We start from the raw sequence: 22,131 nt of genomic DNA, 5'->3' as shown, positions 1-22,131 counted from the left end.
AGTCGAGATGCACCTTTTCCGCGATGGGACGATGGATTGCCCTCAGAAAACAAGCGGTTGGCCTGCCCCGGCACGGCGCTTGCGGCCAGTGGCGGCCTTACAGCGCCTGCGCCGCGGCCAGCACCTCGTCGGCATGGCCCTTGACCGAGACCTTGGGCCAGACCTGCGCGATCTTGCCGGTGCCGTCGATCAGGACCGTGGTGCGCTCGATTCCCATGTAGGTCTTGCCATACATGCTTTTTTCGACCCAGACGCCGTAGTCTTCGCAAGTGTGGCCGGTCTCGTCCGAGGCCAGGATGACAGAAAGCGCGTGTTTCTTGCAGAACTTGTCATGCGCCTTCACGCTGTCTTTGGAAATGCCGATCACCGTGGTGCCGGCGGCGGCGAAGGCAGCGCCGCGGGCAGTGAAATCCTGCGCTTCCAGCGTGCAGCCAGGGGTGTCGTCCTTGGGATAGAAATACAGCACCACCTTGCCGGGGCGGAACGCCGACAGGGTGACGGTCGACCCGCCGTCGCGGGGCAGGGTGAAATCGGGGGCTTGGGTTCCGGCGGCGGGCATGGCAGCTCCTTGGCGTTTCGGTTCACGGTGCTTTGTGTTCTAGTTGCCTTGCGGCAAAGATAAAGGCTAGGCCCGCGGCACAACAAGACGGGCCCCAAGACGGGCCTCAAGACGGGCCTCGGTGGCGCGATTCAGGGGAAAGGCGACGCAGGCCTTGGCGGACGACAGGCACGACGACAGGCATGAGGACGGCAAGGAGGCTGTGGCGCCGGTGAGCGTTGCGGCAGAACCGGCCGTGCCGTCCGCCGCGGACCGGCGGCGCGGCCGGCGCCGGTCGGGTGCGGGCACAATGCTCTGGGTCGCGCTGGTCTCGGGATTGCTGGTCTGCGCCGTGGGGCTTGCGGCGCTGGTGCTGACCGGGCGGCCGATCCGTCTGCCGGTCTGGGCCGTGGCCGAGGTCGAGGACCGGATCAACGCGCGGATCGGCGGGTCGCATCTGCCGCAGGGGGCGGCGCTGTCGCTGGGGTCGATCGAGGTCTCGGTCGAGCGCGATCTGGTGCCGCGGATCGTGGTGCGCGACATCCGCCTGGTCGAGCCTTCGGGGCAGTCGCTGGTGGCGCTGCCCGAGGTGCGCACGACGCTGGATGCCGGTGCGCTGCTGACAGGGCACCTGCGCCCCGGCAGCCTGCGGCTGAGCGGCGCCCGGATCGCGGTGACCCGCGACGAAGAAGGCCGGATCGCGCTGAGCCTTGGCCAGTTGTCCGGCAGCCCGGGGCCGCGAGGCGCGGCCGACCTGCTGGACGCGCTGGACCGGATGTTTTCATCCGAGGCGCTGGCCGGGCTGCGCCTGATCGAAGCCGATGCGCTGACCCTGACGCTGACCGACCGACGGGCCGGCCGGGTGTGGGAGGTGGGCGATGGCCGGCTGGTGGTGGAAAACAAGCCGGGGGCGCTGGCGGCGGAACTGAGCCTGACGCTGCTGGATGGCGCAACCTCGGCCCAGGCCCGGCTGGCGGTGCAGACCGACAAGGCCGACAGTTCGGCCCGGCTCTGGGCGATGGTGGACCGCGTCGCCTCGGCCGACCTGGCGGTGCAGGCCGCGCCGCTGGCCTTTCTGGAGGTGGTGACGGCGCCGATCTCGGGGCGGCTGGTGGGCAATCTGGACGAGCATGGCCGGCTGTCCGGGATGGAGGCGCAACTGACCCTGGGCGAGGGGTCTTTGCGGGTCGATGCCGCGGCCCAGCCGGTGGGGTTTGACGCCGCGGGTCTGGCGCTGCGCTATCTGCCAGGGCGCAACCGGGTGTGGCTGGATGCGATGACGGTGGAAAGCGACTCGCTGCGGGTCAAGGCGGCCGGCTCGATCGACCTGCTGGACGCCGCCGGTGTCCCGGCGGCGGCGGGCATGCTGCCCGAGGCGCTGGTGGTGCAGCTGGATTTCTCGGAGGCGATGGTGGACCCGGAGGGCCTGTTCGCGGCGCCGGTGCGGTTCTCGGACGGGGTGTTGGACCTGGCGCTGTGGCTGCGGCCGTTCCGGGCCGAGATCGGCCAACTGACGCTGGTCGAGGGCGAGGAACGGCTGACGCTGCGCGGGCAGATCGCGGCGGGCGAGGCGGGCGTCGAGACCGCGCTGGACGTCAGCCTGAACGCGATCTCGACCGAGCGGCTGGTCAAGTTGTGGCCGGTCGCAGCGGTGGCGCAGACCCGCGACTGGCTGGCCGAGAACGTGGGCCAGGGCGAATTGCAGGATGTGGACGCGGCGCTGCGGCTGGCCCCGGGGGCCGCGCCGCGCTTTGCCCTGGACTATGAATTCTCGGGCGCAGAGGTGCGTTTCATCCGCACCCTGCCGCCAGTGCAGGACGGCCGCGGCCGTGCCGTCATCGAGGGCAACTCCTATACCGTGGTGCTGGAGGGCGGTCATGTCACGGCGCCGATGGGGGGCCGGATCGACGTCGCCGGGTCGGTGTTCCGGGTGCCCGACATCACCCGCCGCCCGGCCGATGCCGAGGTGCGGCTGCTGACCGACGCCGACCTGACCGCCACGCTGTCGCTGCTGGACCAGGAGCCGTTCCGCTTCATCACCAAGGCCGGGCGGCCGGTGGACCTGGGCAGCGGGCGGGCGGTGCTGGTTTCGGACCTGCGGTTTCCGCTGAAGGCCAGGGTGTTGCCCGAGGACGTGACCTATGACGTCTCGGGGCGGGTGGTCGATTTCCGGTCCGATCAGCTGGTGCCGGGGCAATGGGTGACCAGCCCGGACATGGCGGTGAAGGTCACGCGCCAGGGCATGACGCTGTCGGGCGAGGGGATGCTGGCCGAGATGCCCATCGTCGCCCGCTACGAACAGGAGTTCGCCCCGGAAGCGGCCGGCAGGTCCAGCGTGCGCGGCACGGCCGAGCTGAGCGACGCCAATCTGCGCGCCCTGGGCGTGACCTTGCCCGAGGGCTGGTTCGCCGGCAGCACCACCGCCACGGTGGACCTGGCGCTGACCCGCGGGGCGCCGGCCGAACTGGTGCTGACCAGCGACCTGACGGGCGCCACACTGAAGGTCGGCGCGCTGTCCTGGTCGAAAAAGGCCAGCACGGCGGGCGAGTTGACGGTCGAGGCCACGCTGTCGTCGCCGCCGCAGGTGGGCCGGATCGCGCTCAAGGCCGCCGGGCTGACGGCCGAGGGCCGGCTTTCCACCCGCCAGGGCGGCGGGCTGGACAAGGCCGTGTTTCCCAGGCTGACGGTGGGCAAGTGGCTTGACGCCTCGGTCGAGATCACCGGGCGCGGAGCGGGCAAGGCGGTGGGCGTCGCCTTGACCGGCGGCACGCTGGACCTGCGCAACCGGCCCTCGGGCGGCGACGGCGGCGGCAGCGGCGCGATCGCGGTGGCGCTGGACCGGCTGGTGATCTCGACCGGAATCGCGCTGACCGGGTTCCAGGGCAACTTCAAGATCTCTCGCGGGGGCCTGGACGGCAGCTTCGGTGCTTCGGTCAACGGCAAGGGCCGGATCGAGGGCACGACGGTACCGACCAGCGGGGGCACAGCGGTGCGCATCCGGTCGGACGATGCCGGGGCCGTCATGGCGGCGGCCGGGGTCTTTGCCAAGGGCCGCGGCGGCACGCTGGACCTGACGCTGCAGCCGCGCGGGGCCGAGGGCACCTATGTCGGGATCGCTGCCTTCAAGGCCCTGTCGGTGCAGGGCGCCCCGGCGCTGGCCGAGCTTCTGTCGGCGGTGTCCGTGGTGGGCCTGCTGGAGCAGATGAACGGCCAGGGCATCCAGTTCAACGAGGGCGACGCCGAGTTCCTGTTGCGCCCCGAGGGGGTGGAAATCCGCCGCGGTGCCGCCATGGGCGCCTCGCTGGGCCTGTCCTTCGCGGGGCTTTACCGCTTTGGCAGCGGGCAGATGGACATCCAGGGCACGATCTCGCCGATCTATCTGCTGAACGGCATCGGGCAGATCTTCACCCGCAAGGGCGAGGGGGTGTTCGGCTTCAACTACCGGATGACGGGCACCTCGGACAATCCGCAGGTCAGCGTCAATCCGCTGTCGATCCTGACCCCGGCAATGTTCCGCGAGATCTTCCGCCGGCCGGTGCCGACGCTGGAAGGCGGCGGCGGATGAGGCTGTCGGATTTCGACTTCGACCTGCCCGAGGCGCTGATCGCCACCCGTCCCGCCCGCCCGCGCACCTCGGCGCGGCTGCTGGTGGCGCAAGGCGATGCCATCCGCGACCTGCATGTGCGCGACCTGCCGGGCCTGCTGCGGCCGGGCGACCGGCTGGTGCTGAACAACACAAGGGTCATCCCGGCGCGGCTGTTCGGGCAGCGGACACGCGGCGAGGCGGTGGCCAGGGTCGAGGTGACGCTGCTGGAGCCTGCGGCGGCGGGCGGTTGGCGGGCACTGGCGAAACCGCTGCGCAAGCTGAAGCCCGGCGAGGTGATCGTGTTCTCCGACCGGCTGTCGGCAGAGGTGGCCGAGAAGGGCGAGGCCGACCTGCGGCTGCGTTTCAACCTGGACGCCGAGGCCTTCGATGCGGCGCTGGCCGAGGTGGGGGCCATGCCGCTGCCGCCCTATATCGCCGCGAAACGGGCCGCCGACGCGCAGGACAAGACCGATTACCAGACCGTCTTTGCCCGCCACGCCGGCGCCGTGGCCGCGCCCACGGCCAGCCTGCATTTCGATGCCGACCTGCTGGCGGCCCTGAAGGCGGGGGGCGTGGACGTCACCGAGGTCACCCTGCACGTCGGCGCGGGCACCTTTCTGCCGGTCAAGGTCGAGGACGTGGCGACGCACCGGATGCATGCCGAATGGGGCCGCGTCACGCCGCAAGCCGCGGCCGAGATCAACGCGACCCGGGCCGCGGGGGGACGGGTGATCCCGGTCGGCACCACCGCCCTGCGGCTGATCGAAAGCGCCGCGCGCGGTGGCCAGGTCGAAGCCTGGGAAGGGCCGACCGACATCTTCATCACCCCGGGCTTCCGGTTCCGGGTCACCGATGCCCTGATGACCAACTTCCACCTGCCGCGATCGACGCTTCTGATGCTGGTTGCGGCGCTGATGGGCAAGCCGCGGATCGACCGGATCTACGATCATGCCATCCGCGCCGGTTATCGCTTCTTCTCTTACGGCGACGCCTCGCTGCTTGTTCCGGAACGGACGCCATGAGCTGGTTCATCCTGAAGGCCGCACTGTCCGGCCTGATCATCGCCCTTATCGCCGAGATCGCCCGGCGCAGCCCGGGCTTCGCGGCGCTGGTGGCATCCTTGCCGCTGGTTTCGGTGCTGGGGATGATCTGGATGTGGCGCGATGGCCTGGAGCCTGCCCGGATTGCGGCGCATGCCGAGGCGACGTTCTGGTATGTGCTGCCCTCGCTGCAGATGTTCCTGCTGCTGCCCTGGCTGATGCGGTCGGGTTTCGGCTTCTGGACAGCGCTTCTGGCTGGCTGCGGGGTGACGGTTGCGCTGTATTTCCTGATGCTCTGGCTGGCCCCGCGGTTTGGGCTGAGACTGTGACGGAACAGCGATGCTGAGAGTCGCGCTCAAGACCTGGCCGCTGCTTCTGGGCGTGCTCTTGCTGATGGTCGGAAACGGCGTGCAGGGCTCGCTCTTGGGCATCCGGGGCACGCTGGAGCAGTTCGATACGCTGGAACTGTCGGTGGTCATGTCGGCCTATTTCCTGGGCTTCCTGCTGGGGTCTTTGCGGGCGCCGGCGATGATCCGGCGGGTGGGCCATGTGCGGGTCTTTGCGGCGCTGGGGTCGCTGATCTCGGCCGTGCTGGTGCTGTATCCGATGCTGGTGGAATGGCAGATCTGGGCGCTGATGCGGGTGGTGATCGGCTTTGGCTTTGCCGGCATCTACATCACCGCCGAAAGCTGGCTGAACAACATTTCCACCAACGAGACGCGAGGGCAGGCGCTGTCGGCCTACATGATCGTGCAGATGCTGGGCATCGTCGCCGCGCAGGGGTTGCTGGCCGCGGGCGATCCCTTCGGCTACGACATGTTCCTGATCCCTTCGGTGCTGGTGTCGCTGGCCTTTCTGCCCTTGCTGCTGGCCGACAGCCCGACGCCCAACTTTTCCACCACCGTGCGGCTGGGCTTTCGCGAGTTGTTCCGCATCTCGCCCTTGGGCTGTGTGGGGATGCTGATTTCGGGCGGGGTGTTCTCGGCGATGTTCGGGATGGCCTCGGTCTGGGGCACGCTGAGCCTGCTGAGCGTGCAGCAGATCGCGCTGTTCATCTCGTTCCTCTATGTCGGCGGGCTGCTGCTGCAATATCCGGTGGGCTGGATTTCCGACCGGATGGACCGGCGGCAGATCATGCTGTGGCTGTCGATCATCGCCGCCGCGGTGCTGGCGGTGGCGGCTGCGGTGCCCTTGCCGTTCTGGGCGCTTCTGGGGGTGGCCGCGGTGCTGGGGGGCATCACCTATCCGATGTATTCGCTGCTGATCGCCTATACCAACGACTTCCTGTCGCGCGAGCAGATGGCGGCGGCCTCGGCCGGGCTGATCTTTCTGAACGGGTTTGGCGCGATCTTCGGGCCGCTGGTCACCGGCTGGCTGATGGGGGTGGTCGGCACCCGGGGGTTCTTCCTCTACATGGCCGTGCTCTATGCCGTGCAGGCGGCCTATGCGCTGTGGCGGATGACGCGCCGGGCCTCGCCTTCGGTCACCGGGGCCTACCGCGGGGTGACGCCGACCGCGTCCACCGTGGCGGCGATGGCGGTGATGGAAAACGCGCCCGAGCTTGGCCCGTCGCCCGAGGCGCCCCGGGGCTGAGAGGTTGCACCGCGGGCAGGGGCCTGTCAGGGTGGGCGCCCGGGAGGACCCGTCATGGCTGACCCTGTGGACGTGCTGGATTTCTGGCTGGGCGAGATCGGGCCTGCGGGCTGGTATGTCGGCTCGCCCGAGATCGACGATGCCTGTGCCGTGCGCTTCGGCGAGGACTGGCAGGCGTTGCACGACGGCGGCCTTGAGCATTGGGTCGAGGGCACGGTGGCGACGCTGGCCTACCTGGTGATCGCCGACCAGTTCGCCCGCAACATCCACCGCGGCCAGGCCCTGGCCTTTGCCACCGACGCGCAGGCCCGGGCGGCGGCGCGGGCGGCGCTGGAGGCCGGCTGGGACCTGGGCGCGCCGGAACCCGAGCGGCAGTTCTTCTACATGCCCTTCGAGCATTCCGAGGACCCCGCCGACCAGGCCCTGGCAGTGCGCCTGATGGAGGAACGGATGGCCTCGGACCCGGAGTTGGCGCTGCATGCCCGGGCGCATGCCGAGATCATCCGCCGGTTCGGCCGGTTTCCGTTTCGCAACGCGGCCCTGGGCCGGGACAGCACACCCGAGGAGGCGGCCTTCCTGGCGACGGGCGGCTATGGCGCGGTGGTGCGGGAAATGAAGGGTTAGCCATGCAGGATTTGCATGGGGCCCTGGCGCGGCTGGTGTTGTCCGGCACAGGGCGATAGTTTAAGGCCAAACCACTTTTCCGAGGGAGGGAAGAATGGCGGACCAGAGCTTTGACGTGGTGGTGGTCGGCGCCGGCCCCGGCGGCTACGTCGCCGCGATCCGGGCGTCGCAGCTGGGCCTCAAGGTCGCCATCGTGGAGCGCGAGCATCTGGGGGGCATCTGCCTGAACTGGGGCTGCATCCCGACCAAGGCGCTGCTGCGGTCGGCCGAGGTGTTCCACCTGATGCACCGCGCCAAGGACTTCGGCCTGGCGGCCACGGGCATTTCCTTCGACTTGCCGGCCGTGGTGGCCCGCAGCCGGGCGGTGGCCAAGCAGTTGTCGGGCGGCATCGGGCACCTGATGAAGAAGAACAAGGTCACTGTCTTCATGGGCACCGCGACCTTGCCCAAGGCCGGCGTGGTGTCGGTGAAAACCGACAAGGGCGCCGAGACGCTGACGGCGAAGAACATCGTTCTTGCCACCGGCGCCCGGGCGCGCGATCTGCCGGGGCTTGAGGCGGACGGCGAGTTGGTCTGGTCCTACAAGCATGCGCTGGTGGCCAAGCGGATGCCGCAACACCTGCTGATCATCGGCTCGGGCGCGATCGGCATCGAATTCGCTAGCTTCTTCAACACACTGGGCGCGAAGACCACGGTGGTTGAAGTGATGGACCGAATCCTGCCGGTTGAAGATGCCGAGATCAGTGCCTTCGCCCGGAAGCAATTCGTCAAGCAGGGGATGACAATCCTGGAAAAGGCCTCGGTGAAAAGCCTGGGCCGGGTCGATGGCATGGTGACCGCCCATATCGAACACGGCGGCCAGGTCGAGACGCGGACCTTCGACACGGTGATCTCGGCAGTGGGGATCGTCGGAAATGTCGAGGGCCTGGGGCTTGAGGCGCTGGGGGTGAAGGTCGACCGGACCCATGTGGTGACGGATGAATTCTGCCGCACCGGCGTGCCGGGGCTGTTCGCCATCGGCGACATCGCCGGCGGGCCCTGGCTGGCACACAAGGCCAGCCATGAAGGCGTGATGGTGGCCGAACTGATCGCCGGCGGGCATCCGCATCCGATCAAGCCCGGCAGCATTGCCGGCTGCACCTATTGCCACCCGCAGATCGCCAGTGTCGGGATGACGGAAGAAAAGGCCAAGGCCGCAGGATACGAGATCAAGGTCGGCCGTTTTCCGTTCATCGGCAACGGCAAGGCGATTGCCCTGGGGGAATCCGAGGGCCTGGTGAAGACCGTCTTCGATGCGAAGACCGGCGAATTGCTGGGCGCCCACATGGTCGGCGCGGAAGTGACCGAGCTGATCCAGGGCTATGTGGTGGGCCGCGCCCTGGAGACCACCGAGGAAGACCTGATGAACACCGTCTTCCCGCACCCGACGCTGAGCGAGATGATGCACGAGGCCGTGCTTGACGCCTACGGCCGCGCGCTGCACATCTGAGGCATGGCCTCGCTCAACCGCATCGTGATGCAGAAGACCAGCCGCACTTGGCTGCGCGATCTGGACCCGGCCACGCTGGACGCGGCGGAGATATCGGGCGCCTGGGGCGAGACCTTGGGCTTTCGGTCGCACCGGTCGTTCCACTTTCCCGAGTTCGACCCCTGCGTCGGGCCGTTTGCCGATGCCGCGGGCCGGGTGTTGAAATTCGATGTGATCCTGGCCAATCAGGTCTGGGAACATATCGACCGGCCCTTTGCCGCCACGAAGAACGTGCTGAAGATGCTGAAGAAAGGCGGCTGGTTCTGGCTGGCCGTGCCGTTCTTCATTCCCTACCATGCGGTGCCGGTGGACTGCGCGCGCTGGTCGGCCCGAGGGCTGCGGAACCTGCTGATCGAGGCCGGATTCGAGGAAGATTCGATCATGGCCGCGCAGTGGGGCAACCGGGCCGCGGCCGCTCGCAACCTTGAGCGGCCCTGGCCGCCGGTGGCAACGCCCGAAGACGACCTGACCAACGACCCCGACTTTCCGCTGGTCGCCTGGGCCATGGGCCGCAAGCCCGGCGGCTGAGCGCGGCGCCTCCGGCGGGAGTATTTGGCAAAGGGCAAGTGGCAGGGGTGGCGCTGCGCTGCCGGGCTTGCTAGCCATCCTGCATGGTGCGGCTTCCCCCCATGGCGCTGGTGCTGATCCTTTGGGCCGCTGGCCTGGGGGCGGCGGCGCAGTTCGGCAAGATCTCGGTGCTGTATGACGACCTGCGGGCGCTGTATGGCGGGCAGGGCGAGGCGGCGCTGGGGCTGGTCGTCTCGGTTGTCGGCATGGTCGGGCTGATTTTCGGCACCACGGCGGGACTGCTGGTCGCCCGGATCGGGCCGAAGCGGGCCATCGTGGGCGCCATGGCGCTGGGGACCGCGGTGTCTGTCGTGCAGGCGACGTTGCCGGCCTATCCGGTGATGATCGCCGCGCGGGTGCTGGAGGGCGCGTCGCACCTGGCCATCGTGGTGGTCGGGCCTGTGCTGATTGCGCAGTTGGCCTCGGAAGACCGGCGGCCCTTGGCGATGACGTTGTGGTCCAGCTTCTTTGGCGTCACCTATGCGGCGCTGGCGCTGGTTGCGCCGGGGATCATCGGTTGGGGCGGCGCCCCGGCCCTGTTCCTGGCTCATGCCGGCTGGATGGCGGGGATCGGCGGGGTGCTTTGGGCGGCGCTGCCGCGCGATCCGCCGCAAGGGCGGGGGCGCCTGGGCAACCTGCTGCGCCAGCACGTCGAGATCTATGCCTCGCCCTGGCTTGCGGCGCCGGCCATGGGGTTCTGCTTTTACACCTTTCTCTATGTGGCCTGCCTGACCCTGCTGCCGCCGCAATCACCCCTGGCGTCGCGGGCCTGGATGGCGACGGGGATGCCGCTGGTCTCGATCGCCGTTTCGCTGACGCTTGGGGTCTGGCTGCTGCGCCGGATGTCCGCGGTTCGGCTGGTGCGGTGGGGCTATGTCTGGGCCTTGCCCGGCTTTGTGGCGCTTTGGGCGTTCTGGGGGCAGGGGGCGGGAATGGTCGCAGCCGGGCTATGGCTTTCGGCCGCGCTTGGCATCGTGCAGGGGGCCAGCTTCGCCTCGATCCCCGAGTTGAACACCCGCCCCGAGGACCGCGCCCGCGCCGCCGGGGCGATTGCACAGCTTGGCAATCTGGGGACCACGACCGGCACGCCGCTGCTGGCGGCGATCCTGGCGTCGGGCGGGCCGATGGCCCTGGCATCGGTTGCGGTGCTGGCTTCGCTGGCCGGGGTTGCCGTGGTTGGCTGGCAGGCGGGCCGGCGTCAGACCCGCTCGACCTGACCGCCGCCGGCGATCCAGTCGCCCAGGCCGCCCAGGTTCCACACCGGCCCGTAGCCCATCCGCGCCAGCATCTGCGCGGCCATTCCGGACCGTGCGCCGGACGCGCAGTACAGCACGACCGGCACCCCCATTTTCAGCATCGTATCCGGGGCGTTCGGGTCTGCCTTCAGCGCCAGCAGGCCCAGGGAGATGTGGATCGCGCCCTTGGCCTTGCCCGAGGCCCGCAGCTCTCCCGTGTCGCGGACATCCACAAGCTGCATCTCGCCGCGGGCCATGGCAGCGACGATTTCGGAGACGGGAGGGCAGGCGGGGCCAGTGGACGGGCGCAGGAAGGAAAACATCGGCAAACCTTTCGATTGGTTCCAGGATACATATATCAATCTAAGAATATGTAAAGAGATGTCGAACCTAACCGTTCCTGCTTCGTTCGCAAAATCCGGTTGGATACGGGGGCGAATTGCCCTATCTCTGGGGTCTCAGGTCAGGGGTCGCGGATGGCGGAACACAAGTTCATCGAGGTGCGCGGCGCGCGCGAGCATAACCTCAAGGGAATCGACCTGGACATCCCGCGCGACCAGCTGGTGGTGATCACCGGGCTGTCGGGGTCGGGCAAGTCGTCGCTGGCCTTCGACACGATCTATGCCGAGGGGCAGCGGAGATACGTCGAATCGCTGTCGGCCTATGCCCGGCAGTTCCTGGACATGATGGGCAAGCCGGATGTGGACCATATCTCGGGCCTGAGCCCGGCGATTTCTATCGAGCAGAAGACGACGTCGAAGAACCCGCGGTCCACCGTCGGCACGGTGACCGAGATCTACGATTACCTGCGGCTGCTGTTTGCGCGGGTGGGCACGCCCTATTCCCCGGCGACCGGCCTGCCGATCACGGCGATGCAGGTGCAGGACATGGTGGATGCGGTGATGGCGATGGAGGAGGGCACGCGGGCCTATCTGCTGGCGCCCATCGTGCGCGACCGCAAGGGCGAATACCGCAAAGAGTTCCTGGACCTGCGCAAGCAGGGGTTCCAGCGGGTCAAGGTGAACGGGGCGTTTCACGAGTTGGAAGACCCGCCGGTTCTGGACAAGAAGTTTCGCCACAACATCGACGTGGTGGTGGACCGCATCGTGGTGCGCGAGGGGCTGCAGACGCGGCTGGCCGATTCCTTCCGAACGGCGCTGAACCTGGCGGACGGAATCGCGGTGATCGAGACCGCGCCGGCCGAGGGCGAGGGCGAGCGGATCACCTATTCGGAGAAATTCGCCTGTCCGGTCAGCGGGTTCACCATTGCCGAGATCGAACCGCGACTGTTTTCCTTCAACGCGCCCTTCGGGGCCTGCCCGGCCTGTGATGGCCTGGGGGTCGAGCTATACTTCGACGAACGGCTAATTGTTCCCGACCAGGGGTTGTCGATTCCGCAGGGCGCGATCGCCCCTTGGGCGAAATCCAAATCGCCCTACTTCACCCAGACCGTGGACGCGCTGGCCCGCCACTACGGCTTTGACAAGAAGACGAAATGGCGTGACCTGCCGGATCAGGTGAAGCGGCTTTTCCTATACGGATCAGAGGGTCAGGAGATCGACTTCAACTATGACGAGGGCGGGCGCAGCTACAAGGTGCGGCGCGTCTTCGAGGGTGTCATCCCGAATTTCGAGCGCCGCTACCGGGAAACCGACAGCGCCTGGTCGCGCGAGGAGATGGAGCGCTACCAGAACAACCGCGACTGCCACACCTGCGGCGGCTACCGGCTGAAGCCCGAGGCGCTGGCGGTGAAGATCGGCGGGCTGCACATCGGCGAGGTGGTGCGGATGTCGATCCGCGAGGCCCATGCCTGGGTGGAAACCGTGCCCGGCAGCCTGTCCGCGCAGAACAACGAGATCGCCCGGGCGATTCTGAAGGAAATCCGCGAACGGCTTGGATTCCTTGTAAATGTCGGGTTGGACTACCTGACGATGAGCCGCAATGCCGGGACGTTGTCGGGGGGCGAAAGCCAGCGGATCCGGTTGGCGTCGCAGATCGGGTCGGGGCTGACGGGGGTGCTGTATGTGCTGGACGAGCCCAGCATCGGCCTGCACCAACGTGACAACGACCGGCTGCTGACCACGCTGAAGAACCTGCGCGACCAGGGCAATTCCGTGCTGGTGGTGGAACACGACGAGGAGGCGATCCGCGAGGCGGATTATGTCTTCGACATGGGGCCGGGGGCCGGGGTGCACGGCGGGCAGATCGTGGCGCGCGGCACGCCGGATGAGATCGCCGCCGATCCGGCCAGCCTGACAGGGCAGTATCTGTCGGGCGCGCGGGCCATTCCGGTGCCCCGGGTGCGGCGCGATGGCAGCGGGAAAAAGCTAACGGTCGTGGGGGCTTCGGGGAATAATCTCAAGAATGTGACGGCGGAATTTCCGCTGGGCAAGTTCGTCTGCGTCACCGGCGTTTCGGGCGGCGGCAAGTCGACGCTGACCATCGAGACCCTGTTCAAGACCGCGGCGGGGCGTCTGAACGGCGCGCGCGAGACACCGGCGCCCTGCGAGACGATCAAGGGGTTCGAGCATCTGGACAAGGTGATCGACATCGACCAGCGGCCGATCGGACGCACGCCGCGGTCGAACCCGGCGACCTATACCGGGGCCTTCACGCCAATTCGCGACTGGTTCGCCGGCCTGCCCGAGGCCAAGGCGCGGGGCTACGGGCCGGGACGGTTTTCGTTCAACGTCAAGGGTGGGCGCTGCGAGGCCTGCCAAGGCGACGGCGTGATCAAGATCGAGATGCACTTCCTGCCTGACGTCTATGTCACTTGCGAGACCTGCAAAGGCCACCGCTACAATCGTGAAACCCTGGAAATAAAGTTCAAGAACAAGAGCATTGCAGACGTTCTTGAGCTGACCTGCGAAGACGCGCGCGAGTTCTTCCAGGCCGTGCCGGCGATCCGCGAGAAGATGGATGCGCTGTGCGAGGTGGGGTTGGGGTACATCAAGGTGGGCCAGCAGGCGACCACGCTGTCAGGCGGCGAGGCGCAGCGGGTGAAGCTGTCCAAGGAGCTGAGCCGCCGCGCCACCGGGCGGACGCTGTACATCCTGGACGAACCGACCACCGGCTTGCACTTCGAGGACGTGAGGAAACTGCTGGAAGTGCTTCATTCCCTTGTCGATCAGGGGAATACGGTCATCGTGATCGAGCACAACCTGGACGTGGTGAAGACCGCCGACTGGGTGATCGACATCGGCCCGGAGGGCGGCGATGGCGGCGGGCGGATCATTGCGACCGGCACGCCGGAGGCGATCGCCAAGGTCGAGGCCAGCCACACCGGGCACTACCTGAAGGACATGCTCAAGGCGCGCCGGGTGGCGGCAGAGTAGGTCAGTTCAACAGCGTTGACAGCAGGCCCAGAACCGCCAGAACGCGGCCGGTCTCGGGGTCGACTCGGTACAGGTTTTCGCCCACGCGCCAATAGGTCAGCGCCGGGTCGAGCCGGTAGCGAGTGGGGTCATCCAGAAGCACATGGCCGTCGCGGATGCGGTCGCCTTCGCGGTAGCCCTGCCAGGCGCCCTGCTTGGCCAGTCCGGGCGGGACACAGGGCGGGTTCTTCTTGGCCAGGCCCGGCGGGCAGGAAGAATGAGCGGCGGGCGCGTGCGCCTTGGGCTTGTGCCTAGGCTTGTCCGCCAGCGCCGGGCCGGCGACAAGCAGGATAAGGGCGGCGAGGGTGACGATCCGGGTCATGGCATTCTCCATCCGAGCCTGCCGATAACGCCATACGCCCCCGGATGGTCCAGACACATTCGCGAGCCCGCAGCCGCTTGGGCGGCTATTCGCTGCGCGAGGCGCGCTTGCGGTCATTCGAATCGAGGATGCGCTTGCGCAGGCGGATGATCTTGGGGGTGACCTCGACCAGTTCATCATCGTCGATGTAGGCGATGGCCTCTTCCAGGCTGAAGCGGATGTGCGGGGTCAGCCGGACCGCCTCATCCGTGCCGGAGGCGCGGACGTTGGTCAGCTTCTTGCCCTTGAGCGGGTTCACTTCCAGATCGTTTTCGCGGCTGTGCTCGCCGATGATCATGCCGGCGTAGATCTGTTCCTGCGGGCCGATGAACATGCGGCCGCGATCTTCCAGGTTCCACAGGGCATAGGCGACCGAGACGCCGGTCTCCATACTGATCAGCACGCCCTGACGGCGGCCCTGGATCGCGCCCTTGTGCGGCGCCCAGCCGTGGAAGATGCGGTTCAGCACGCCCGAGCCGCGGGTGTCGGTCAGGAACTGGCCGTGATAGCCGATCAGGCCACGCGAGGGGACATGGGCAATGATGCGGGTCTTGCCGGCGCCGGCGGGACGCATCTCGACCAGATCGCCCTTGCGCTCTCCGGTCAGCTTGTCGATCACCACGCCGGAGAATTCGTCGTCGACGTCGACGATGACCTCTTCGATCGGCTCGTTCCGGGTGCCGTCGATGTCTTGCAGGATGACGCGGGGGCGCGAGATCGACAGCTCGAAGCCTTCGCGGCGCATGTTCTCGATCAGCACGCCCATCTGCAGCTCGCCACGGCCCGAAACCTCGAAGGCCTCGCCGCCTGGGGTGTCGGCGACCTTGATGGCGACGTTGGTCTCGGCCTCTTTCAGCAGGCGGTCGCGGATTACGCGGGACTGCACCTTGCTGCCGTCGCGGCCGGCCAGCGGGCTGTCGTTGATGCCGAAGGTGACGGTGATGGTGGGCGGGTCGATCGGCTGGGCGGGCAGGGCGGTGTCGACCTCGGGGGCGCAGAGGGTGTCGGCGACGGTGGCCTTGGTCATGCCGGCCAGGGTGACGATGTCGCCGGCGAAGGCTTCGTCGACGGCGGTCTGGTTCAGGCCGCGGAAGGCGAGGATCTTGGTCACCCGGAACTGCTCGATCCGGTCACCGTCGCGCGACAGGGCCTTGAGGGTGGTGCCTTGCGCCACCCGGCCGGATTCGATGCGCCCGGTCAGGATGCGGCCAAGGTAGGGGTCGGCGGAAAGGGTGGTCGCCAGCATCCGGAAGGGTTCGGAGTCATGCGCAACCTGGGCGGGCGCCGGGACGTGGCGCACGATCAGGTCGAACAGGGCCGAGAGGTCCTTGCGCGGGCCGTCCAGCTCCATGTCGGCCCAGCCGCTGCGGCCGGAGGCATAGACGTGGGGAAAGTCGAGTTGAGCGTCGCTGGCGCCGAGGTTGGCGAAGAGATCGAAGACCTCGTTCAGGGCGCGGTCGGGTTCGGCGTCAGGCTTGTCGACCTTGTTCAGCACCACGATGGGGCGCAGGCCCAGAGCGAGGGCCTTGGCCAGCACGAACTTGGTCTGCGGCATCGGGCCTTCGGCGGCGTCGACCAGCAGGCAGACGCCGTCGACCATGCTCAGGATGCGCTCGACCTCGCCGCCGAAATCGGCGTGGCCGGGGGTGTCGACGATGTTGACCCGCTTGCCCTTCCATTCGACCGATGTGCACTTGGCCAGGATGGTGATCCCGCGCTCGCGCTCGATGTCGTTTGAATCCATCGCGCGTTCGGAGACCTGCTGGCCCTCGCGGAAGGCGCCGGACTGCTTGAGAAGCTCGTCCACCAGCGTGGTCTTGCCGTGGTCGACATGGGCGATGATGGCGATGTTTCGCAGTTGCATGGGGGCCTGGGTCCGGGGGGAGGGTCGGGCGGGGCTTACAGGGTTTTCCGGGCCGTGGCCAGAGGGGCAGGGCCCGGCGTCGGTGTTTCCTGGGGAACAGCGGGAAAAGGCTGCGGGGACTAGGGTTTCAGGCATCGGATCGGGGTTGGCCCGGTCCTGGCGGAAGCAGAAGGAGACCTGCCATGAAAGCCCTTGTGAAGCTGATGATCGCCACGATGACACTGACCACGGCGCTGGCCGCGGTGGCGCCGGCGGCGGTGGTGCTGCCCGGCCCCGGCGACGACGACCGGGTCGGCCGCGCCTGCTATGACGCCTATGGCCGGATCGTGCCCTGCAAGCGCGTGAAGCCGAAATACTGAGCCGGGTGGCCGCCATACGCCCCGGTATGGCGGCCTCAGGTGGCGATGTAGCGGTCGCGGCGGTGGTTGATGGCGACCACCAGGTTGACCACCAGCGCGCCCAGGAAGCTGATCGCCACCGTTTTCGCGTCGCGCACGAAGAAGGCGGCGGCGAAGAGCACGGCGTCAAAGCCCAGTTGCACCCAGCCGGCACGCCAGCCCAACCGGTCCTGCAGCATGACGGCGACGATGCCGACGCCGCCCAGGCTGGCGCCATGGCGGAACAACGCAAGCAGGGCCGAGCCGGAAAGGAAGCCGAACAGCACGGCACCGAGCCAGGGGTTCAGGCTGGCGAAGGACAGGTGCTGCGGCATCCAGACCGCAAGGGCCGAGAGCAGGGCCACGGCGAGAAAAGTCTTGACCGTGAACGCGAGACCCATGCGCAGGTAGCCGAGAAGGTAGAACGGCAGGTTCACCGCAAAGAACACCGGCCCGAAGCCCCAGCCGGTGGCATAGGAGATCAGCACCGCCAGCCCCGCGGTCTGGCCGGTGACGAGGCCCAGATGGGTGAGCAGGGTGATGCCGAAGGCGGCCATGGTGGCGCCGTAGACCAGGCCCTGGGCGTCTTCGAGGAGGCTGTGCTTTTCGGGGTCAGGCATCTGGGGCAGGGGTGGGGGCGGATCGGAATGGTGCGGTGCCTATACCGGCGACCGGGACAGGGAAAGCGGTGTTTCGCACCAGGAGGGGACTGCGGTTCGGCGGAAGACGATTTCCGAGCGGAAATCGTGGACGGAATTCGCGCGAATTCCGGTTCCCGGGCGCGGCAGGGCGCGCCGGTGGCCGGGAAAGCGAAAGGGCCAGGGTTTCCCCTGGCCCCTGCGGTCCCCAAGGGCCCGTATGTCAGCCTTTGAGGGCCTTGTTCAGGTAGTCGTCCACCTTTTCCAGGTAGCCGATGGTGGTCAGCCACTTCTGATCCGGGCCAACCAGCAGAGCCAGATCCTTGGTCATGTGGCCGTCTTCCACCGCCTGCACGGTGACGCGCTCCAGCGTCTGGGCGAAGGTCATCAGGGCGTCGTTGCCATCCAGCTTGGCGCGGTGCTTCAGCCCGCCGGTCCAGGCGTAGATCGAGGCGATCGAGTTGGTCGAGGTCTCCTTGCCCTTCTGATGCTCGCGGAAGTGGCGGGTCACAGTGCCGTGGGCGGCCTCGGCTTCCACGATCTTGCCATCGGGGGTCATCAGCACCGATGTCATCAGGCCAAGGCTGCCGAAGCCCTGGGCCACGGTGTCGGACTGCACGTCGCCGTCATAGTTCTTGCAGGCCCAGACATAGCCGCCCGACCATTTCAGGCTGGAGGCCACCATGTCGTCGATCAACCGGTGTTCGTAGGTCAGGCCGCGCTTCTTGAACTCGGCCTCGAACTCCTCTTCGTAGACCTTCTGGAACAGGTCCTTGAAGCGGCCGTCATAGGCCTTGAGGATGGTGTTCTTGGTCGACAGATACACCGGGTAGTTGCGCAGCAGCCCGTAGTTCAGCGAGGCGCGGGCGAAATCGGTGATCGAGTCGTCGAGGTTGTACATACCCATCGCGACGCCCGAGGAGGGGGCCTTAAAGACCTCCTTCTCGATCACGGTGCCGTCTTCGCCGACAAACTTGATGGTCAGCACGCCCTTGCCCGGGAAGCGGAAGTCGGTCGCCTTGTACTGGTCGCCGAAGGCGTGGCGGCCGACGATCACCGGCTGCGTCCAGTGCGGCACCAGCCGCGGCACGTTCTTGCAGATGATCGGTTCGCGGAAGATCACGCCGCCCAGGATGTTGCGGATGGTGCCGTTGGGCGACTTCCACATTTCGCGCAGGTTGAATTCCTGCACCCGCGCCTCGTCGGGCGTGATGGTGGCGCATTTCACTGCGACGCCGACTTCCTTGGTCTTCATCGCGCTGTCGATGGTGATCTGGTCGCCGGTGCGGTCGCGTTCCTCGATCCCGAGGTCGTAGTAGAGCAGGTCGATGTCCAGGTAAGGCAGGATCAGCTTCTTCTTGATGAAGTCCCAGATGATCCGGGTCATCTCGTCGCCGTCCATCTCGACGATGGGATTGGCCACCTTGATCTTGGTCACGGGTCTGCCCTTTCGGTTCGGGGATTCGCTGGGGCCGTCTTAGCGGAAAGATTGCCTGCGGAAAAGATGGTATGCGGCGGTATACCGAATTGTCGCGGCATCAGTCGAACCAGGCGCGGGCCCGGTCGCGGACCCAGTCCCATAGCCGGGGCGCACCGCGGGCGATCTTGGCTCCGACGCGGGAATCGAGCTGGTCGAAGGTGACGTTGTAGGTTGTCCAGGTGCCGCCGCCGGAGGCGAGGTTGGCCATCACCGGCTGCACCCGGTCGAGCGATTTGGCGAAGACGGCGTCGGCCGTCTCGGCGGCTTCGAATTCATCCCAGAGCGCACGGAATTGCGCGGCGAGATCAGGGGGAAGCAGGCCGAAGATGCGGTCGGCGGCGCGTTGTTCGGCGGCTTGCGTCTGGGCGCTGGCATGGGCCGTGCCGTTGGCGGAATGGATCGGCACGTCGCCGACGTCGATTTCCACCAGATCGTGCAGGATCAGCATGCGGATCACCCGGTCGATCGAGACGTCCGGGGCCGCATGGTCGGCCAGCGCCAGGGCGTAAAGCGCCAGGTGCCAGGAATGCTCGGCCGAATTCTCGCGGCGCGAGCCGTCGCAAAGCGTGGTCGCGCGCAGGACGGACTTCAGCCGGTCGGCTTCGTCGAGGAAGGCGAACTGCCGGTCGAGGCGGTCGCTCAATGCCCGCCGCCCGGATCGCGCGGGGCCGCCGGGGCCTTGCCGCCTTCGCGCTTGGCCTTCAGCGTGCGGTTCAGGAAGTCGCGGCCGCGACGCTCGGCCAGGCGGATGCGGATCGAGGTCATGAAGGCCTCTTGCACGGTGGGAGAGGCGGCCAGCAGCACCTTGCCCACCTGTTCGTAGAACCGGTCGTCGCCAAGTTCGTCCTGAGCCTCGAGGACATCCTTGGCCAGTTGGTCGGCAAGCTCCTGGATGAAGGACATCAGCGGGTTCCTTCACCCATCCTTCGCCGGACATAGTCGGAGACCGTTTCGATCATCGGCTTCATGTGCGCCTCTTCGTCCTTGAAGAAGTGGTCGGCGCCTTCGACCTCGACATGGGTGATGGTGATGCCCTTCTGCTCGTGCAACTTGGCGACCAGCGTGCGGGTATCCTTCGGCGGGGCCACCTTGTCGGCGGTGCCATTGATGATCAGGCCGGACGACGGGCAGGGGGCCAGGAAGGAGAAATCGTAAAGGTTCGCCGGGGGGGCGACCGAGACGAAGCCGGTGATTTCGGGGCGGCGCATCAGAAGCTGCATGCCGATCCAGGCGCCGAAGGAAAACCCGGCGACCCAGCAATGCTTGGCGTTCTGGTTCATCGTCTGCAGGTAGTCCAGCGCCGAGGCCGCGTCGCTGAGTTCGCCGATGCCCTGGTCATACTCGCCCTGGCTGCGGCCGACGCCGCGGAAGTTGAACCGCAGCACGGTGAAGCCCAGGTTGTAGAAGGCGTAGTGAAGGTTGTAGACCACCTTGTTGTTCATCGTGCCCCCGTAGGCAGGGTGCGGGTGCAGCACGATGGCGATCGGCGCGTCACGATCCTTCTGCGGATGGTAGCGGCCTTCGAGGCGGCCTTCGGGACCGGCAAAGATGACTTCGGGCATGGACCTTGCCTGCTTGTTGCCTGGAGCGATCGTTGACGCTATCGCCCGGAGAATCTAGACCAACCCCAGCGGCCCTGCGGCGGCCGCCGGGATCACCGGTTTTTCACGTAAAGGCCGCGACAGGCGGCGTCAATGGACTTGCGGCGCAGCGCAAGGGAGGCGGCGATGAAACTCTCGACCAAAGGGCGGTATGCGATGGTGGCGCTGGCCGACCTGGCCCTGGCCAAAGGCGACGACATGGTGTCGCTGGCGGAGATCTCGAAACGGCAGGACATCAGCCTGCCTTACCTGGAGCAATTGTTCGTCAAGCTGCGCCGGGCCGGGCTGGTGGAAGCGGTGCGCGGACCCGGCGGCGGCTACAAGCTGGCCCGCGACCCCGCGAGCATTCGCGTCAGCGAGGTCTTGCAGGCGGTGGAAGAGACGGTGGATGCCATGCACACCGGGGCAGGGGCCACCGGGGGCGTCTCGGGCACCCGGGCGCAAAGCCTGACCAACCGGCTGTGGGAAAGCCTGTCGGCCAATGTCTATGTCTTCCTGCACCAGGCGCGGTTGTCGGATGTGGTGAAGAACGATCTGACGCCCTGCCCGGCGGTGCCGTCGCTGTTTCGGGTGGTGGATGACGAATGAGCCGCCTGGGTTGGCCGCGCGCGGTTGAGGCCCCGGGGGTTTTCCACCCCCGGACCCCCGGAGGATATTTTCCCAGAGAGGAAGGCGCATGAGCCGCCTTTACCTGGACTGGAACGCGACGGCACCCTTGCGGGCCGAGGCGAAGGCAGCGATGGCGGCGGCGATGGAGGTGGTGGGAAACCCGTCTTCGGTGCATGCCGAGGGGCGGGCGGCGAAGGCCGTGCTGGAAAAGGCGCGCCAGCAGGTGGCCGCGGCGCTGGGGGCCGAGGGGGCGGATGTGGTGTTCACCTCGGGCGCCACCGAGGCGGCGGCGCTGGCCTGCGCGGGGCGGGGTCTGATTTGCGCGGCGGTCGAGCACGAGGCGGTGACAGCTTGGTGCGACCCGGTCCTGCCGGTGGAGCCTGCCGGCGCGGTGGGGGTCGGCATACCGGGGCGTATGGCGCTGCAACTGGCAAATTCCGAGACCGGCATCGTCCAGACGCTGCCGGAGGGTCTGGCGGTGTCGGACCTGACCCAGGGCTTTGGCAAGCTGCCGGTGGCGTTCAACTGGCTGGGATGCGGCATCGGACTGGTCAGTGCCCACAAATTGGGCGGTCCGTCAGGGGTGGGCGCCCTTGTCTTGCGACAAGGCATTGATGTGCATGCACAAATACGCGGTGGTGGGCAGGAGTCCGGGCGCCGGGCCGGGACCGAGAACCTGATCGGAATTGCCGGATTCGGCGCCGCTGCCGAGGCCGCGGCCCGGGATCTGGCGCTTGGCGTCTGGGAGGAAGTGGCGCAAGTTAGAAATATTCTAGAATCGGCATTGTCGGCGGGTGCAAATAATACTATTTCTGTCGGGAAAGGCGTGGCGCGGCTTCCGAACACCCTGTGCATCATCGCGCCGGGCTGGAAGGGCGAGACGCAGGTGATGGCGATGGACCTGGCAGGCTTTGCCGTCTCGGCAGGTTCGGCCTGTTCCAGCGGCAAGGTGAGGGCCTCGAAGGTGCTGCGCGCGATGGGGTTCGACGAGGCCGCGGCGGGGCAGGCGATCCGCCTCTCGCTGGGGCCGGGGGTGACGGAACAGGATGTGCTGCGGTTCGCCGAAGTGTGGACCAAGGCCTATGCGAAGGCCCGCGCGCGGGCGGCGTGACGAAG

The 22,131-nt window shown here is 67.4% G+C and carries 21 protein-coding genes; 12 read left to right on the top strand and 9 right to left on the bottom strand.

Annotated elements, in window-relative coordinates; all coding sequences use genetic code 11:
- Positions 1–97: 97 nt before the first annotated feature.
- A complete protein-coding gene (locus LHP98_RS03375; protein WP_227251069.1) occupies positions 98–559 on the bottom strand; it encodes a peroxiredoxin in 462 nt (153 codons plus the stop codon).
- 289 nt (positions 560–848) lie between these two features.
- Between LHP98_RS03375 and LHP98_RS03370 the strand changes: the two genes are divergently transcribed.
- From LHP98_RS03370 to LHP98_RS03335, 8 genes are all read left to right on the top strand, one after another.
- Positions 849–4,103 carry an AsmA family protein gene (locus tag LHP98_RS03370; RefSeq protein WP_227251068.1) on the top strand — a complete coding sequence of 1,085 codons (3,255 nt, stop codon included), beginning with the start codon at positions 849–851 and terminating at the stop codon, positions 4,101–4,103.
- Positions 4,100–5,146: a tRNA preQ1(34) S-adenosylmethionine ribosyltransferase-isomerase QueA gene (queA, locus tag LHP98_RS03365; RefSeq protein ID WP_227251067.1), complete on the top strand. Its 1,047-nt coding sequence runs from the start codon at positions 4,100–4,102 to the stop codon at positions 5,144–5,146. Before LHP98_RS03370 ends, queA begins: the two co-directional genes overlap by 4 nt.
- Positions 5,143–5,493, top strand: coding sequence for a DUF3147 family protein (locus tag LHP98_RS03360; RefSeq protein ID WP_227251066.1), 351 nt, complete (start codon positions 5,143–5,145; stop codon positions 5,491–5,493). Before queA ends, LHP98_RS03360 begins: the two co-directional genes overlap by 4 nt.
- A 10-nt stretch (positions 5,494–5,503) precedes the next feature.
- Positions 5,504–6,757, top strand: a complete 1,254-nt coding sequence (locus LHP98_RS03355; RefSeq protein ID WP_227251065.1) for an MFS transporter — start codon at positions 5,504–5,506, stop codon at positions 6,755–6,757.
- A gap of 54 nt (positions 6,758–6,811) precedes the next feature.
- Complete coding sequence (locus tag LHP98_RS03350; protein ID WP_227251064.1) at positions 6,812–7,381, top strand: DUF924 family protein; 570 nt, start codon at positions 6,812–6,814, stop codon at positions 7,379–7,381.
- Positions 7,382–7,475: 94 nt separating this feature from the next.
- On the top strand, positions 7,476–8,870 hold the full coding sequence (gene lpdA / locus LHP98_RS03345) for a dihydrolipoyl dehydrogenase (RefSeq protein WP_227251063.1): 1,395 nt from the start codon (positions 7,476–7,478) through the stop codon (positions 8,868–8,870).
- 3 nt (positions 8,871–8,873) lie between these two features.
- On the top strand, positions 8,874–9,437 hold the full coding sequence (locus tag LHP98_RS03340; protein ID WP_227251062.1) for a class I SAM-dependent methyltransferase: 564 nt from the start codon (positions 8,874–8,876) through the stop codon (positions 9,435–9,437).
- An 83-nt stretch (positions 9,438–9,520) separates the two neighbouring features.
- Positions 9,521–10,693 carry an MFS transporter gene (locus LHP98_RS03335; protein WP_227251061.1) on the top strand — a complete coding sequence of 391 codons (1,173 nt, stop codon included), beginning with the start codon at positions 9,521–9,523 and terminating at the stop codon, positions 10,691–10,693.
- On the opposite strand, the gene LHP98_RS03330 is transcribed toward LHP98_RS03335, so the two are convergent.
- Positions 10,675–11,034, bottom strand: a complete 360-nt coding sequence (locus tag LHP98_RS03330; protein ID WP_227251060.1) for a rhodanese-like domain-containing protein — start codon at positions 11,032–11,034, stop codon at positions 10,675–10,677. The two genes, LHP98_RS03335 and LHP98_RS03330, sit on opposite strands and share 19 nt — an antisense overlap.
- 153 nt (positions 11,035–11,187) lie before the next feature.
- Here LHP98_RS03330 and uvrA point away from each other — a divergent pair, with 153 nt between their 5' ends.
- Complete coding sequence (uvrA, locus tag LHP98_RS03325; RefSeq protein WP_227251059.1) at positions 11,188–14,046, top strand: excinuclease ABC subunit UvrA; 2,859 nt, start codon at positions 11,188–11,190, stop codon at positions 14,044–14,046.
- A gap of 1 nt (position 14,047) precedes the next feature.
- On the opposite strand, the gene LHP98_RS03320 is transcribed toward uvrA, so the two are convergent.
- On the bottom strand, positions 14,048–14,407 hold the full coding sequence (locus LHP98_RS03320; RefSeq protein WP_227251058.1) for an excinuclease ABC subunit A: 360 nt from the start codon (positions 14,405–14,407) through the stop codon (positions 14,048–14,050).
- Positions 14,408–14,492: 85 nt separating this feature from the next.
- A complete protein-coding gene (gene typA / locus LHP98_RS03315) occupies positions 14,493–16,310 on the bottom strand; it encodes a translational GTPase TypA (protein WP_227251057.1) in 1,818 nt (605 codons plus the stop codon).
- A gap of 182 nt (positions 16,311–16,492) precedes the next feature.
- On the opposite strand from typA, the gene LHP98_RS03310 reads away from it, so the two are divergent.
- A complete protein-coding gene (locus tag LHP98_RS03310; RefSeq protein WP_227251056.1) occupies positions 16,493–16,669 on the top strand; it encodes a hypothetical protein in 177 nt (58 codons plus the stop codon).
- A gap of 35 nt (positions 16,670–16,704) precedes the next feature.
- Here LHP98_RS03310 and LHP98_RS03305 read toward each other — a convergent pair whose 3' ends face one another.
- From LHP98_RS03305 to LHP98_RS03285, 5 genes are all read right to left on the bottom strand, one after another.
- On the bottom strand, positions 16,705–17,307 hold the full coding sequence (locus LHP98_RS03305) for a YitT family protein (RefSeq protein WP_227251055.1): 603 nt from the start codon (positions 17,305–17,307) through the stop codon (positions 16,705–16,707).
- A 241-nt stretch (positions 17,308–17,548) separates the two neighbouring features.
- Complete coding sequence (locus LHP98_RS03300; RefSeq protein ID WP_227251054.1) at positions 17,549–18,763, bottom strand: NADP-dependent isocitrate dehydrogenase; 1,215 nt, start codon at positions 18,761–18,763, stop codon at positions 17,549–17,551.
- Positions 18,764–18,863: 100 nt separating this feature from the next.
- Entirely contained in the window at positions 18,864–19,448 is a 585-nt protein-coding gene (locus LHP98_RS03295; RefSeq protein ID WP_227251053.1) for an HD domain-containing protein, read from the bottom strand.
- Positions 19,445–19,708: a hypothetical protein gene (locus LHP98_RS03290; protein ID WP_227251052.1), complete on the bottom strand. Its 264-nt coding sequence runs from the start codon at positions 19,706–19,708 to the stop codon at positions 19,445–19,447. The genes LHP98_RS03295 and LHP98_RS03290 overlap by 4 nt, the downstream gene beginning before the upstream one ends.
- Complete coding sequence (locus LHP98_RS03285; protein ID WP_227251051.1) at positions 19,708–20,367, bottom strand: alpha/beta hydrolase; 660 nt, start codon at positions 20,365–20,367, stop codon at positions 19,708–19,710. The genes LHP98_RS03290 and LHP98_RS03285 overlap by 1 nt, the downstream gene beginning before the upstream one ends.
- Before the next feature lie 165 nt (positions 20,368–20,532).
- Between LHP98_RS03285 and LHP98_RS03280 the strand changes: the two genes are divergently transcribed.
- Positions 20,533–20,994 (top strand): Rrf2 family transcriptional regulator, encoded by a 462-nt coding sequence (locus tag LHP98_RS03280; protein WP_227251050.1) that lies wholly within the window; start codon positions 20,533–20,535, stop codon positions 20,992–20,994.
- An 88-nt stretch (positions 20,995–21,082) separates the two neighbouring features.
- A complete protein-coding gene (locus tag LHP98_RS03275; RefSeq protein WP_227251049.1) occupies positions 21,083–22,126 on the top strand; it encodes a cysteine desulfurase family protein in 1,044 nt (347 codons plus the stop codon).
- The last annotated feature ends 5 nt before the right edge of the window (positions 22,127–22,131 follow it).

It is taken from the genome of Rhodobacter sp. Har01, from assembly GCF_020564565.1.
Taxonomy (GTDB): domain Bacteria; phylum Pseudomonadota; class Alphaproteobacteria; order Rhodobacterales; family Rhodobacteraceae; genus Pseudogemmobacter.
Note: the sequence above shows the minus strand (reverse complement) of the source record. Positions and strands in the feature narration are given on the sequence as shown.

Bases quoted from the DNA above. Each gene is read 5' to 3' on its own strand.
- LHP98_RS03280 (WP_227251050.1), top strand. From the start codon at position 20,533: ATGAAACTCTCGACCAAAGGGCGGTATGCGATGGTGGCGCTGGCCGAC.
- LHP98_RS03310 (WP_227251056.1), top strand. From the start codon at position 16,493: ATGAAAGCCCTTGTGAAGCTGATGATCGCCACGATGACACTGACCACG.
- LHP98_RS03375 (WP_227251069.1), bottom strand. From the start codon at position 559: ATGCCCGCCGCCGGAACCCAAGCCCCCGATTTCACCCTGCCCCGCGAC.
- lpdA (WP_227251063.1), top strand. From the start codon at position 7,476: ATGGCGGACCAGAGCTTTGACGTGGTGGTGGTCGGCGCCGGCCCCGGC.
- LHP98_RS03330 (WP_227251060.1), bottom strand. From the start codon at position 11,034: ATGTTTTCCTTCCTGCGCCCGTCCACTGGCCCCGCCTGCCCTCCCGTC.
- typA (WP_227251057.1), bottom strand. From the start codon at position 16,310: ATGCAACTGCGAAACATCGCCATCATCGCCCATGTCGACCACGGCAAG.
- LHP98_RS03340 (WP_227251062.1), top strand. From the start codon at position 8,874: ATGGCCTCGCTCAACCGCATCGTGATGCAGAAGACCAGCCGCACTTGG.
- LHP98_RS03350 (WP_227251064.1), top strand. From the start codon at position 6,812: ATGGCTGACCCTGTGGACGTGCTGGATTTCTGGCTGGGCGAGATCGGG.
- LHP98_RS03360 (WP_227251066.1), top strand. From the start codon at position 5,143: ATGAGCTGGTTCATCCTGAAGGCCGCACTGTCCGGCCTGATCATCGCC.
- LHP98_RS03355 (WP_227251065.1), top strand. From the start codon at position 5,504: ATGCTGAGAGTCGCGCTCAAGACCTGGCCGCTGCTTCTGGGCGTGCTC.
- LHP98_RS03305 (WP_227251055.1), bottom strand. From the start codon at position 17,307: ATGCCTGACCCCGAAAAGCACAGCCTCCTCGAAGACGCCCAGGGCCTG.
- LHP98_RS03285 (WP_227251051.1), bottom strand. From the start codon at position 20,367: ATGCCCGAAGTCATCTTTGCCGGTCCCGAAGGCCGCCTCGAAGGCCGC.
- queA (WP_227251067.1), top strand. From the start codon at position 4,100: ATGAGGCTGTCGGATTTCGACTTCGACCTGCCCGAGGCGCTGATCGCC.
- LHP98_RS03320 (WP_227251058.1), bottom strand. From the start codon at position 14,407: ATGACCCGGATCGTCACCCTCGCCGCCCTTATCCTGCTTGTCGCCGGC.
- LHP98_RS03275 (WP_227251049.1), top strand. From the start codon at position 21,083: ATGAGCCGCCTTTACCTGGACTGGAACGCGACGGCACCCTTGCGGGCC.
- LHP98_RS03370 (WP_227251068.1), top strand. From the start codon at position 849: ATGCTCTGGGTCGCGCTGGTCTCGGGATTGCTGGTCTGCGCCGTGGGG.
- uvrA (WP_227251059.1), top strand. From the start codon at position 11,188: ATGGCGGAACACAAGTTCATCGAGGTGCGCGGCGCGCGCGAGCATAAC.
- LHP98_RS03335 (WP_227251061.1), top strand. From the start codon at position 9,521: ATGGTGCGGCTTCCCCCCATGGCGCTGGTGCTGATCCTTTGGGCCGCT.
- LHP98_RS03290 (WP_227251052.1), bottom strand. From the start codon at position 19,708: ATGTCCTTCATCCAGGAGCTTGCCGACCAACTGGCCAAGGATGTCCTC.